Annotated in this window: 13 protein-coding genes and 1 pseudogene; 10 read left to right on the forward strand and 4 right to left on the reverse strand. The window is 72.1% G+C overall.

Annotated features, from left to right (window positions below; translation table 11 throughout):
* From ACWGKU_RS37745 to ACWGKU_RS37765, 5 genes and pseudogenes are all read left to right on the forward strand, one after another.
* Window positions 1-354: pseudogene (locus ACWGKU_RS37745) on the forward strand (hypothetical protein); the annotation flags it as partial.
* Complete coding sequence (locus ACWGKU_RS37750; RefSeq protein WP_387685596.1) at window positions 351-782, forward strand: roadblock/LC7 domain-containing protein; 432 nt, start codon at window positions 351-353, stop codon at window positions 780-782. The pseudogene ACWGKU_RS37745 and the gene ACWGKU_RS37750, both read left to right, overlap by 4 nt.
* Entirely contained in the window at window positions 779-1,132 is a 354-nt protein-coding gene (locus ACWGKU_RS37755; RefSeq protein ID WP_401043431.1) for a DUF742 domain-containing protein, read from the forward strand. The genes ACWGKU_RS37750 and ACWGKU_RS37755 overlap by 4 nt, the downstream gene beginning before the upstream one ends.
* Window positions 1,133-1,202: 70 nt before the next feature.
* Window positions 1,203-1,790, forward strand: coding sequence for a GTP-binding protein (locus ACWGKU_RS37760; RefSeq protein WP_401043455.1), 588 nt, complete (start codon window positions 1,203-1,205; stop codon window positions 1,788-1,790).
* Window positions 1,787-2,980 (forward strand): cytochrome P450, encoded by a 1,194-nt coding sequence (locus ACWGKU_RS37765; protein WP_401043428.1) that lies wholly within the window; start codon window positions 1,787-1,789, stop codon window positions 2,978-2,980. Before ACWGKU_RS37760 ends, ACWGKU_RS37765 begins: the two co-directional genes overlap by 4 nt.
* A 121-nt stretch (window positions 2,981-3,101) precedes the next feature.
* Here ACWGKU_RS37765 and msrB read toward each other — a convergent pair whose 3' ends face one another.
* From msrB to ACWGKU_RS37785, 4 genes are all read right to left on the reverse strand, one after another.
* A complete protein-coding gene (gene msrB, locus ACWGKU_RS37770; RefSeq protein WP_401043425.1) occupies window positions 3,102-3,512 on the reverse strand; it encodes a peptide-methionine (R)-S-oxide reductase MsrB in 411 nt (136 codons plus the stop codon).
* Between the two features lie 36 nt (window positions 3,513-3,548).
* Window positions 3,549-4,958, reverse strand: coding sequence for a UDP-N-acetylmuramate--L-alanine ligase (gene murC, locus ACWGKU_RS37775; RefSeq protein WP_380359016.1), 1,410 nt, complete (start codon window positions 4,956-4,958; stop codon window positions 3,549-3,551).
* 122 nt (window positions 4,959-5,080) lie between these two features.
* Window positions 5,081-5,542: an indole-3-glycerol phosphate synthase gene (locus ACWGKU_RS37780; protein ID WP_359915318.1), complete on the reverse strand. Its 462-nt coding sequence runs from the start codon at window positions 5,540-5,542 to the stop codon at window positions 5,081-5,083.
* Window positions 5,543-5,593: 51 nt separating this feature from the next.
* Window positions 5,594-6,385, reverse strand: a complete 792-nt coding sequence (locus ACWGKU_RS37785) for a pyrimidine reductase family protein (protein WP_452178283.1) — start codon at window positions 6,383-6,385, stop codon at window positions 5,594-5,596.
* Between the two features lie 126 nt (window positions 6,386-6,511).
* On the opposite strand from ACWGKU_RS37785, the gene zapE reads away from it, so the two are divergent.
* From zapE to ACWGKU_RS37810, 5 genes are all read left to right on the forward strand, one after another.
* Window positions 6,512-7,558, forward strand: coding sequence for a cell division protein ZapE (zapE, locus tag ACWGKU_RS37790; protein ID WP_401043453.1), 1,047 nt, complete (start codon window positions 6,512-6,514; stop codon window positions 7,556-7,558).
* A 256-nt stretch (window positions 7,559-7,814) separates the two neighbouring features.
* Window positions 7,815-8,042: a hypothetical protein gene (locus ACWGKU_RS37795; protein WP_452178282.1), complete on the forward strand. Its 228-nt coding sequence runs from the start codon at window positions 7,815-7,817 to the stop codon at window positions 8,040-8,042.
* Window positions 8,043-8,086: 44 nt separating this feature from the next.
* A complete protein-coding gene (gene uvrB, locus ACWGKU_RS37800; RefSeq protein WP_401043417.1) occupies window positions 8,087-10,177 on the forward strand; it encodes an excinuclease ABC subunit UvrB in 2,091 nt (696 codons plus the stop codon).
* A gap of 262 nt (window positions 10,178-10,439) precedes the next feature.
* Window positions 10,440-11,018: a TerD family protein gene (locus tag ACWGKU_RS37805; protein ID WP_452178281.1), complete on the forward strand. Its 579-nt coding sequence runs from the start codon at window positions 10,440-10,442 to the stop codon at window positions 11,016-11,018.
* 341 nt (window positions 11,019-11,359) lie between these two features.
* Window positions 11,360-12,340, forward strand: coding sequence for a TerC family protein (locus tag ACWGKU_RS37810; protein ID WP_359915326.1), 981 nt, complete (start codon window positions 11,360-11,362; stop codon window positions 12,338-12,340).
* Window positions 12,341-12,511 lie beyond the last annotated feature (171 nt).

Raw genomic sequence — 12,511 nt, forward strand, 5'->3', positions numbered from 1 at the left:
GGCACCGGCCTGCCCACCCGGCGGCGCCGCCGTCCGCTGGCCGCCGAGCAGCCGCCCGGCGCGAGGCCCGTCCCCGTTCGCGCCGCGGCGTCCGACCGCGCCCCGGTATCCGACCGCGCCCCGGCGTCCGACCGCACCCCCGAGCAGGCCGCCGCCCACTGGCAGGCGCTGCAGCAGGGCACCGACTCCGGCCGGGCCGCCGTGGCCCGGGCCGCCCGCGAGGAGACCGGCGCCACCGGCACCCCCGCCGCCCCCGGCGGCACCACCGTCGGCCACGACCCCGGCGACACCACCGTCGGCCACGATCCCGGTGACCAGAGCACCGGTCAGACCTTAGAAGGAGCCGAGCAGTGAGCAGCACGCCCAGCCCGACCACCACCGACGAGATCTCGTGGGTGCTGACCCCGTTGCTGGAGCTGCCGGGGGTGCTGCACGCGGTCATCGCCACCGGGGACGGCCTGGTCGAGGGCGCCTCGGGCGGCCTGGAGCGCGCCTCGGCCGAGCGGGTCGCCGCGATGACCGCCACCGTGCACGCCGCCGCCCGGGCCTTCACCGCCGCGTTCACCGACGCCGAGCGCCCCAGGCTGGCCCAGACCGTGGTGGAGTCCGACCTCGGCTACGCCATCGTGGTGCCCGCCGGGGAGAACACCTCGCTCGCCGTGTTCACCTCGCCGGACGCCCAACTCGGCAACGTGGCCTACCAGATGCAGCTGCAGGTCGCCGCCCTCGGTCGCGCGCTCGCGAGCCCGACCCGGCGGCAGGACGACGACGGCCGGTCATGACCGCCGCCCCCCGCAGGCGGATGGTGCCCGCCTACCTGGCCACCGGCGGCCGCAGCCGCCCCGGCACCAAGGGCTTCGAGCGGCTGACCGTGCTGTTCGCCGACCGCGCCGACCCGCCGGCCGCGCTCGAACCCGAACACCGCCGGCTCTGGGAACTGCTGCGCCCCGGCGCGCTGACCGTGGTGGAGGCCGCCGCGCACCTGCGCCTGCCGGTCAGTGCCACCGTCTTCCTCGCGGCCGATCTGGTCGAGTCGGGCTGCCTGCGCGCCCGCGCACCGATCCCGCGCGCCCAGCAGACCGACCGCTCCATCGTCGAGAGGCTCCTCGTTGGACTCCGTGCGCTCCGGTGACCCGGCCGCCCGGCCGGACCCGGAAGACCAGAGCCGGGTGGGCTACCTGCCCGACCGGGACCAGACGCTGATGAAGCTGGTGGTGGCCGGCCCGTTCGGGGTCGGCAAGACCACCCTCATCCGCACTCTCTCGGAGATCGCCACCCTGCACACCGAGGAGGCGATGACCGAGACCGGCCGCCCGGTGGACGACCTGGCCGGCCTGCCCGAGAAGGCCACCACCACCGTCGCCGTCGACTTCGGCCGGCTCACCCTGCCCGGCAACGTCGTGCTCTACCTGTTCGGCACCCCCGGCCAGCGCCGCTTCTTCCCGCTCTGGCAGGACATCGCCCGCGGCGCCGTGGGCGCCCTGGTGCTCGCCGACACCCGCCGGCTGGCCGACTCCTTCGAGATCATGGACATGGTCGAGGAACAGGGCCTGCCGTACGCCGTCGCCGTCAACCGCTTCCCGGACGCACCGGAGCACGCGGTCGAGGTGCTGCGCACCCACCTGGACCTGCACGCCGCGACCCCGTTGCTGCTCTGCGACGCCCGCGAGCGCGACAGCAGCCTGGACGCGCTGATCGCGCTGGCCGAGCACGTCCTGGACGCCCTGCCCGCCGCCCCCGCCACCTCGGACTCCGCCACCGCGGACCCCGCCACCCCGGAGCAGCCGTGACCGTCGAGTCCCGCCCGACCCCGATCCACGGCCCGGTCTTCGCCGCCGACCCCCAGCTGGTCTACGAGCGGCTGCGGCGGCACGGCGCGGTCGCCCCGGTCGAGGTCGCGCCCGGCGTCGAGGCCCTGCTGGTCACCGACTACCAGGCCGCACTGGACCTGCTGCGCGACACCGACACCTTCTCCAAGGACTCCCGGGCCTGGCAGCGCACCGTCCCGCCGGACTCCCCGCTGCTGCCGGTGCTCGGCTACCGCCCGACCGCGCTGTTCAGCGACGGCGAGACCCACGCGCGCTACCGGGCGGTGATCACCGACGCCCTCGCACTGTTCGAACCGCACCGGCTCCAGCGCCAGGTCGCCGAGACCGCGCACCGGCTGATCGACCGCTTCGCCGCCGTCGGGCACGCCGACCTGATCGCCGAGTACGCCCGCCGGCTGCCCGCCTTCGCGCTCACCACCTGGTTCGGCGTGCCGCCGGAGCAGCGCGAGGAGGTGGTGGACGCGATCACCGGGCTGATCGAGTCCACCGCGCGGGCGGGCGCCTCGTACGGGAAGCTCCTGGCGGTGGTCACCGCGATGGTCGCCGAGCGCCGCGCGCGGCCCCGGCACGACCTCACCTCGATGTACGTCACCCACCCGGTCGGGCTGGACGACGACGAGGTGATCCGGCAGATCACCCTGACCCTGATCGCCGGGCACGAGCCGACCACCAACCTGATCGGCAACGCCCTGCTGCGCCTGCTCACCGACGCCCGCTACGCCGGCTCGCTGTTCGGCGGGGCGATGACCGCCCACCAGGCGATCGACGAGGTGCTCTGGCACGAGCCGCCGATGGCCAACCTCTCGGCCCACTACCCGCGGTACGACATCACCTTCCACGGCCGCGAGATCAAGGCGGGCACGCTGGTCCTGGTCTCGTACGCGGCCGCCAACTCCCAGGCCGCGCCGCCCACCGACGACGGCGGGCTGCGCAGCGGGGAGAGCGCCCATCTGGCCTGGGCGGCCGGCCCGCACGCCTGCCCGGCCCGGGACCCGGCCCTGCTGATCGCGATCACCGCCATCGAGCAGCTGGGCAGCCGCCTCAGCGACCTCGAACTCTCCACCCCCGCCGAGGACCTGCTCTGGCGCCCGGGCCCGTTCCACCGGGCGCTGATGCACCTCCCGGTCCGCTTCGCACCGGTCGAGGGGTAGGCCCGGACACGCACGCCCGGACAGCACGCGGGCCCGGGACAGCACGCACGCCCGGGCACGCAGGCCCGCACGGCAGGAGGCCCGGACACCGTACGTGTCCGGGCCTCCTGCCGTTCGTCGCTCAGCCCTGCTCGGCCGGCTTCAGCGTCAGCGAGACGCTGTTGATGCAGTACCGCTGGTCCGTCGGCGTGCCGTAGCCCTCGCCCTCGAAGACGTGCCCGAGGTGCCCGCCGCAGCGGGCGCAGCGCACCTCGACCCGGCGCATGCCGAGCGAGGTGTCCTCGATGTACTGGACCCGGTCCCCGGCCAGCGGCGCGTAGTAGGACGGCCAGCCGCAGTGGCTGTCGAACTTGGTCTCGGAGCTGAACAGTTCGGCCCCGCAGGCCCGGCAGCCGTAGACGCCGACCGTCTTGGTGTCGGTGTACTCACCGGTGAACGGGCGCTCGGTGCCCGCCTCGCGGAGCACGTGGTACTCCTCGGGGCTGAGCTCGGCGCGCCACTCGGCCTCGGTCTTCTCGATCTCGTAGCTCATCACGGCTCCCGGTCGCGGCGTACGTGCGTGCGTGTGTCAGACGTTGGAAGCAACGTTCGCGAGGTGCTGAAGGATTTCCGGGCCCAGGTTGGTGACGTCCCCGGCGCCCATGGTGAGCAGCAGGTCGCCCGGGCGGGCGAGGCCGGCCAGCACGGCGGGAGCGGCGGCGAAGGAGTGCTCGGCGGCGACCTCGGCGCCGGCCCGGCGGGCGGCGTCGACGATCAGCTCGCTGGTCACGCCGGGGATCGGGTCCTCGCGGGCCGGGTAGATGTCCAGCACCACGGAGGCGTCGGCCAGCGCCAGGGCCCGGCCCATCTCCTCGGAGAGCTGCTGGGTGCGGCTGAACAGGTGCGGCTGGAAGACCACCAGCACCCGGCCACCGCCGGTCAGGCCCTCGCGGATCGCCTCCAGGTCGGCGGCCATCTCGGTGGGGTGGTGGGCGTAGGAGTCGATCACCTGGACGCCGGCGGCCTCGCCCTTGAGCTGGAGGCGGCGGCGCACGCCGGTGTAGGCGCCGAGCGCCTTGGCCAGGTCGGCGGCCGGGACGCCCAGCGCGACGCCGGCGGCCAGCGCGGCCACCGCGTTGTGGGCGTAGTGCCGGCCGGGCACCGAGACGGTGAAGGCCAGCTCGACGCCGTCCAGCAGCACGGTCACCTCGCTGGTCATGCCGCGGGCGACCACCGACAGCACCCGCAGGTCGGCGTCCTCGGCGGAGCCGACCGTCACCACGTTCAGGCCCTCGCGTCCGGCCACCCGGGAGGTGAGCTCGCGGGCGCCGTCGTGGTCGGCCGAGACCACCAGGGTGCCGCCGGGGACGATCCGGCCGACGAAGGTCTCGAAGGACTCGTAGATCTCCTCGATCGACGCGTAGTTGGCGTGGTGGTCCAGCTCCACGTTGAGCACGATCGCCACCTCCGGCGCGTACTTGTGGAAGCTGCGGTCGCTCTCGTCCGCCTCGGCGACGAAGATCTCGCCGGTGCCGTGGTGGGCGTTGGAGCCGGGCGCGTCGAGGTCGCCGCCGATCGCGTAGGACGGGTCCAGGCCCAGCTCGCCGAGGGCGACGGCGAGCATGCTGGTGGTGGTGGTCTTGCCGTGGGTGCCGGCCACCGCCAGTGCCCGCCGGCCGCCCATCAGCGCGGCCAGCGCGTCGGAGCGGTGCACCACCGGGATGCCGCGCTCGTGGGCGACGGCCAGCTCCGGGTTGTCGGCGCGGATCGCGCTGGAGACGACCACGCTGCTGGTGCCGTCCGGCACGTGCTCGGCGGCGTGGCCGACGTGCACGGTGGCACCGAGGGCACGCAGCGCGAGGACGGTCTCGGACTCCTTGGAGTCGCTGCCGGAGACGCTGGCCCCGCGCACGGCGAGGATCTTCGCCAGGCCGGACATCCCGGCGCCGCCGATGCCGATGAAGTGCGGGGCGTGCAGGTCGTGCGCGGCGTCGTTCAAGGCGTGGCTCCGTAGGGGCGGGGGCAGACAGGGCGGGCGGACGGGACGGGAGGACGGAATCGTCCTCGCGGGCGGACCGCAAGGACGATTCTGCACCACCGCCGCGCCGGGCCAGGAGTCGCTCAGGAGTCGCTGGCGAACAGCCTGAGCACCGGGACCCCCACCTTGTGCCGGGCCTGGGAGGCCCAGTCGCGGTGGAAGAACTCCTCCACGAAGTGCGGGGAGGTGAGCACCACCACCTCGTCCGCCCGCTGCTCCTCGACGACCGCGCGCAGCCGCTCCAGGGGCCTCTCCTCGACCAGCTCGCCCACCGCCCCGGCCCCGGCCGTGCGCAGGTGGCGCAGGCTGTGCTCCAGCGACTCGGTGGCCACCGTCGGCGCGTTCCCGGACTCGTCGTGCTCGTGGACCACCTTGTCGAGGTGGCCGAGGGCGACGTCGTCGAGCGCCCGCAGCAGTTCGTCCTGCCTGCCGCGCGGCTGCATCAGGACGACGAAGGACACCTCCTCCTCGCCGTGGAGCGTGGTGACGAGTTCCACGTCCGCGTCGGAGAGAGCCTTTTCGATCATCAGTACCGTCTTGAACACGTGAGTCCCTTCCAGTGGCCGGCCCCCGGGCCCCGGCATCGCATAACGGGATCACGATCGGGGGGTCACGGGGTCATCCGAACCCAGGTGACGCAGGTAGCGAGTGAAGAGGAATCCTTTCTGCTCGATCAATGAGACCAGCTCCATCCGCTGCACGTCCGGCATTCCGGCATCGTGGAGGATGCGCGGCGCGTCGCCGCCGGTGAGCAGCGGGGCCAGCGACAGGCACAGCTCGTCCAGCAGACCGGCCGCCGCGAACTGCCCCAGCAGACGCGGGCCGCCCTCGGTCAGCAGCCGGGTCCAGCCCCGCTCGGCCAGGGCCGCCACGCCCGCCCGCAGGTCCACCGAACCCGTGCCCGCGAGCACCAGGTCGGCCACCTCGGCCACCGCCCGACGACGCTCCGCATCGGCGTCCCCGGTGGTGATCACCACCGTCCTGACCAGCGGTTCGGTGAACAGCGGCGCGGTCAGGTCCAGCCGCAGCGAGCGGCTCACCACGGCGATCACCGGGGCGGGCGCCTGGCCCGCCGCCGCCCGGGCCGCCGCGAACTCCCGGCGCGCCCGGGCCGGCCGGTAGCCCTCGGCGCGGACCGTCTCCGCGCCCACCACTACCACGTCCGACAGGGCCCGCAGCACCCCGAAGATCCGCTTGTCCGCGTCGCCGGAGAGGCCCTCCGAGAGCCCGTCCAGCCTGGCCCCGCCGTCCAGGCCGGACACCATGTTGGCGCGCAGCCAGGGGCGCCCCTGATTCACCTGTTCGGGGTACGCGTAGACGGCGGCGAGCGATTCCAGTGCGGCCGGATCCGCGGGCCGGCCGTCCAGCGGGCTGATCAACTGTTGCATGATCCCAGTCTTCCACCGCGGGCCGTGCTCCGTCCGGGGCCGCGGGTCGTTCGGACGGCGTACGGGGCAGGCGTACCCTCTACTGATGTGCCCGCAGCCTCCCACTCCGCAACCGCGAACGAGCCGATAGCCGCCGCACCCGTGTCCGGCTCCCCGATCGCGCTCACCTCCCGCCGTCCCGTCGTGCCCGCCGAGCGGCTGGTCGCCGAGATGGTCCCGCCGCCCCGGTTCGCCGACGTGAGCTTCGGGACGTACATCCCGGACCCGACCCAGCCGAGCCAGTACGAGGCCGTCCAGGTCCTGGAGCAGTTCGCGGCCACCCTCGGTGGAGGAAACGGTTCGCCGCCCAAGCGCAGCTGGTTCCGCCGCTCCGCCCCCGCGCCCACCGGCCCCGCCGGGGTCTACCTCGACGGCGGCTACGGCGTCGGCAAGACCCACCTGCTCGCCTCGCTCTGGCACGCCGCCCCCGGCCCCAAGGCCTTCGGCACCTTCGTCGAGCTGACCAACCTGGTCGGCGCGCTCGGCTTCCAGCAGGCCGTGCGGACCCTCTCCGGGCACACGCTGCTCTGCATCGACGAGTTCGAGCTGGACGACCCGGGCGACACCGTGCTGGTCTCCACCCTGCTCGGCCGGTTGGTCGAGAACGGCGTGAAGCTGTGCGCCACCTCGAACACCCTGCCGGAGAAGCTCGGCGAGGGCCGCTTCGCCGCCGCCGACTTCCTGCGCGAGATCCAGGGCCTGTCCGCGCACTTCCGCCCGATGCGGATCGACGGCCAGGACTACCGCCACCGCGGCCTGCCGGACGCCCCGCCGCCGTACTCCGACGAGGCCGTCGGAGACGTCGCGGACCGCACCCCCGGCGCCTCGCTGGACGACTTCGACGCCCTGCTCGCCCACCTCTCCGCCGTCCACCCCAGCCGCTACGGCGCGCTGCTGGACGACGTCACCGCGGTCTGCCTGCGCGGCGTCAAGCAGGTCGACGACCAGTCCACCGCGCTGCGCCTGGTCGTCCTCGCCGACCGCATGTACGACCGCGAGCTGCCGATCACCGCCTCCGGCCTGCCCTTCGACCAGGTCTTCCCGGAGGAGATGCTGCGCGGCGGCTACCGCAAGAAGTACCTGCGCGCCATCTCCCGCCTGGTCGCCCTCGCCCGGGACAGCGCCAAGGCCTGACCCGTGACCCTCCCCCTCGCCCGGCAGTTGTTCCCACTGCCGGGCGAAGGGGAGAGGCACGACCGGTGACGAGTCCCGGGCGGGCTACGGGATCGAGATCGAGCCCGAGGCGCGGGTATGGCTCCAGAACTGCCCGACCGCCGAGTACCGGGCTGCCGAACGCGCCGCCGACCGCCTCGCCGAGGACGGTGAGGCGCTGTCGTTGCCGTTGGCGAGCCACCTGGGCGGCCCGCTGCGGGAGCTGCGGATCGGGTCCATGCGCATCACACACTGGCTCGTGCCGGCGGAGCACCGGGAGAGCGAGGAGTGCCGCGCGGCCGGGCGGCGGATGGTGCTGGCCGAGGAGACCGTCGGGGGCATCGAGGAGAGCGGGGTCGATCCGGTCCTTCCGCTGATCGAGCGACTCGCCGCCGCCTTCGACTCCGTCGTGCGGATCGACCCCGCCCGGGAGCCGGCCATGAGCTTCGAGGCCCACGCGGCCTGATCGAACAGGCCTCGCTTGTCAGTGGTGGGTCGTACCGTTGAGTGGTGCGTCCCATCACGAGTATTGAGCGGTCCGTGGCGCCCTTCGAGGTCGTCAGTCCCTTCCAGCCGAACGGCGACCAGCCGGCGGCGATCGCCGAGCTGGAACGGCGGATCAGGGGAGGGGAGAAGGACGTCGTACTGCTCGGTGCCACCGGCACCGGCAAGTCGGCCACCACGGCCTGGATGATCGAGAAGCTGCAGCGGCCCACCCTGGTGATGGCGCCGAACAAGACGCTGGCCGCGCAGCTGGCCAACGAGTTCCGCGAGCTGCTGCCGAACAACGCCGTCGAGTACTTCGTCTCGTACTACGACTACTACCAGCCCGAGGCGTACGTCCCGCAGACGGACACCTACATCGAGAAGGACTCCTCGATCAACGAGGAGGTCGAGCGGCTGCGCCACTCGGCGACCAACTCGCTGCTCACCCGCCGGGACGTCATCGTGGTCGCCTCGGTCTCCTGCATCTACGGCCTCGGCACCCCGCAGGAGTACGTCGACCGGATGGTGCGGCTCAAGATCGGCCAGGAGATCGACCGGGACGACCTGCTGCGCCGCTTCGTCGACATCCAGTACGCCCGCAACGACGTGGCCTTCACCCGCGGCACCTTCCGGGTCCGCGGCGACACCATCGAGATCTTCCCGGTCTACGAGGAGCTCGCCGTCCGGATCGAGATGTTCGGCGACGAGATCGAGGCGCTGTACACCCTGCACCCGCTCACCGGCGAGATCATCAGCCAGGACGAATCCGTCCACGTCTTCCCCGCCTCGCACTACGTGGCCGGCCCCGAGCGCATGGAGCGCGCGATCACCGGCATCGAGAAGGAGCTGGAGGGGACGCTCGCCCGGCTGGAGAAGCAGGGCAAGCTGCTGGAGGCCCAGCGGCTGCGGATGCGCACCACCTACGACATCGAGATGCTGCGCCAGATCGGCACCTGCTCGGGCGTCGAGAACTACTCGATGCACTTCGACGGCCGTGAGCCCGGCTCCCCGCCGAACACCCTGCTCGACTACTTCCCGGAGGACTTCCTCCTGGTCATCGACGAGTCGCACGTCACGGTCCCGCAGATCGGCGCGATGTACGAGGGCGACGCCTCGCGCAAGCGCACCCTGGTCGAGCACGGCTTCCGGCTGCCCTCCGCGATGGACAACCGCCCGCTGAAGTGGGAGGAGTTCCTGGAGCGGATCGGCCAGACCGTCTACCTGTCGGCGACGCCCGGCCCGTACGAGCTGTCGCGCGGGGACGGCCAGGTCGAGCAGATCATCCGCCCGACCGGCCTGATCGACCCCGAGGTGATCGTCAAGCCGACCGAGGGCCAGATCGACGACCTGGTGCACGAGGTCCGTCAGCGGGTGGAGCGGGACGAGCGCGTCCTGGTCACCACGCTGACCAAGAAGATGGCCGAGGACCTCACCGACTACATGCTCGGCCTGGACATCCGGGTCCGGTACCTGCACAGCGACGTGGACACGCTGCGCCGGGTGGAGCTGCTGCGGGAGCTGCGGGCGGGCCGGTACGACGTGCTGGTCGGCATCAACCTGCTGCGCGAGGGCCTGGACCTGCCCGAGGTGTCGCTGGTGGCGATCCTGGACGCGGACAAGGAGGGCTTCCTGCGCTCCGGCACCTCGCTGATCCAGACGATCGGCCGGGCCGCCCGCAACGTCTCCGGCCAGGTCCACATGTACGCGGACAGGATCACTCCCTCGATGGAGAAGGCCATCGACGAGACCAACCGCCGCCGGGCCGTGCAGCAGGCCTACAACAAGGAGCACGGGATCGACCCGCAGCCGCTGCGCAAGAAGATCGGCGACATCCTGGACACCCTCGCCCGCGAGGACGTGGACACCGACGAGCTGCTCTCCACGGGCTACCGCAACCAGGGCAAGGGCAAGGCCCCGGTGCCGTCGCTGGGCGCGGAGCGCAAGCCGGCCAAGTCCCTGCCCGCCGCCGAACTGGCGGACCTCATCCAGGAGATGACCGACCGGATGCACACGGCCGCCGCCGACCTCCAGTTCGAGGTCGCGGCCCGGCTGCGCGACGAGGTCAAGGAGCTGAAGAAGGAACTGCGGCAGATGCGCGAGGCGGGTGTGGCGTAGGCGGCCCGCGCGCGCCCGCGTGGTGACCGGGCTTGGCCGGAATGACACCGGTCAAGCCCGCGGGTGTCTCAGGCTTGCCACAAACGGGGAAACCCGGGGGAGGGCGGGGTGCCGCAGGGCCTAGGCTGGCCTGCGGCATCGTGCCCTCGGGACGGGGTTGCGGGCCGTACGCAGAGGGGGCCTCAGCCGGGGGACGGCGACGGGGTGTTCCATCGTGGAGCCGCGCGGGTGTGACCGCGCGGCCGGCAGAGAGGACAACGTCGTGTCGGTGAACCTGGCCAAGGGGCAGCGGGTCAGCCTCCAGAAGGGGCAGGGCGCCGCCCTGACCGTGGTCCGGATGGGCCTCGGCTGGCGGGCCGCCCCCAAGCGCGGGCTGTTCGGCAGCCGCACCCGGAAGATCGATCTGGACGCCTCGGCGCTGCTGTACGCCGAGCGGACCCCGTCCGACGTGGTGTTCTTCTCGCACCTGGAGAGCAACGACGGCTCCGTGCGGCACACCGGGGACAACCTGGAGGGCGGCTCCGGGGCCGAGGACGACGAGGCGATCCTGGTCGACCTGGCGCACGTGCCCGTGAACATCACCCAGGTGGTGTTCACGGTCAGCTCGTACACCGGGCAGACCTTCGCCGAGGTGCAGCGGGCGCACTGCCGGCTGGTGGACGAGACCACCGGGCTGGAGCTGGCCCGCTACGAGCTGGCGGGCGGCGGGCCGCACACCGGGCAGATCATGGCCAAGGTGGTCCGGGACGGCGACGGCGGCTGGGAGATGCAGGCGATCGGCGCGCCGGCCAAGGGGCGCACCTTCCAGGACCTGCTGCCGGCGATCGAGCCGTACCTGTAGCCCGGGCGGCTCCCGCCACTCCCCGCAGGACCCGCCACTCCCCGCAGGACCCGCCACTCCCCGCAGGACCCGCCGCTCCCCGCTCCCGCGGCACCTGCGGCACCCGCCGCCCCGGCTCCCAGGGCTCCCCGGGTCCGGTGGCCCCCCTTGACGGTCTTTACCTTCTTTACCTTTCCTTGGAGCAGCTGTTACTCTCGTTGGTAGCGGAGGGGAGTATTCCTCGACAGCCGACCCCGTCATCACGGATGCCCGTCGCGGCACCCCGGGGCGCTGGCCCGATGGGCGGAAGAGACCTCCGGCAGTGACGATGACTGTCTCGCCTACCTGCCGGAGGAGCAGTAGTGGACGTTTCCATAACCATGTGGGTCTCCACGATCCTGGTGCTGATCGCACTGATCGTGGCGGACTTCTTCATCGGAGGGCGCAAGCCGCACGAGGTCTCGATCAAGGAGGCCGGGATCTGGACGGCCGTCTGGGTCGTTCTGGCGGTCCTCTTCGGTGGCTTCCTCTGGTGGCACTCCGGTGCGCAGCCGGCGGGTGAGTTCTTCGCCGGCTACATCACCGAGAAGTCGCTGAGTGTCGACAATCTCTTCGTGTTCATCCTGATCATGGGCAAGTTCGCGGTGCCCAGGATCTACCAGCAGCGCGTGCTGATGTTCGGTGTGATCATCGCGCTGGTGCTCCGGGCGGTGTTCATCGCCGGCGGCGCCGCCCTGGTCTCCGAGTTCTCCTGGGTGTTCTTCATCTTCGGCGGCTTCCTGATCTGGACGGCCTGGAAGCTGATCAAGGAGGCCCGCGCCGAGGAGGAGGGCGAGGAGGAGTTCGAGGAGAACCGCGTCCTCAAGTCGATCACCCGCCGCTTCCCGGCCACCGAGGACTACCGCGGCACCAAGCTGTTCGTCCGGGAGAACGGCCGCCGGCTGATCACCCCGATGCTGATCGTCATGCTGGCGATCGGCACCACCGACGTGCTGTTCGCACTGGACTCGATCCCGGCCATCTTCGGCCTGACCCAGGACCCGTACGTGGTCTTCACCGCCAACGCCTTCGCCCTGATGGGTCTGCGCCAGCTGTACTTCCTGATCGGCGGCCTGCTGAAGAAGCTGGTCCACCTGTCGTACGGCCTGTCGGTGATCCTCGGCTTCATCGGTGTGAAGCTGGTGCTGCACGCCGCCCACGAGGCGGGCGCGGACTGGGCCCCGGAGATCGGCATCCCGTTCTCGCTGGGCTTCATCGTGGTGGTCCTGGCGATCACCACCTTCACCAGCCTGCGGGCCTCGAAGAAGGCCGAGCAGGCCGAGCGCGAGAAGCTCGACGCCTGACGCCTGACGCCTGACGCCCGAGGCCCGACGCGCCTGATGCCCGAGGCACCGGGCCGGTGCACCGCCGAGGCCCCCCCGCCCCCGTGCCGGGGCGGGGGGCGCGGGCGGGGGCTTTTAAAAAAAAAACAGCCCCCCAGAAAACACAGCCAATCGGTTGGCGGGTTATGGTGT

This window comes from Kitasatospora sp. NPDC054768 (assembly GCF_053612025.1).

Coding starts and splice junctions, on each gene's coding strand:
- ACWGKU_RS37755 (WP_401043431.1), top strand. CDS start 779: ATGACCGCCGCCCCCCGCAGGCGGATGGTGCCCGCCTACCTGGCCACC.
- ACWGKU_RS37785 (WP_452178283.1), bottom strand. CDS start 6,385: ATGCAACAGTTGATCAGCCCGCTGGACGGCCGGCCCGCGGATCCGGCC.
- ACWGKU_RS37760 (WP_401043455.1), top strand. CDS start 1,203: ATGAAGCTGGTGGTGGCCGGCCCGTTCGGGGTCGGCAAGACCACCCTC.
- msrB (WP_401043425.1), bottom strand. CDS start 3,512: ATGAGCTACGAGATCGAGAAGACCGAGGCCGAGTGGCGCGCCGAGCTC.
- ACWGKU_RS37795 (WP_452178282.1), top strand. CDS start 7,815: ATGCGCATCACACACTGGCTCGTGCCGGCGGAGCACCGGGAGAGCGAG.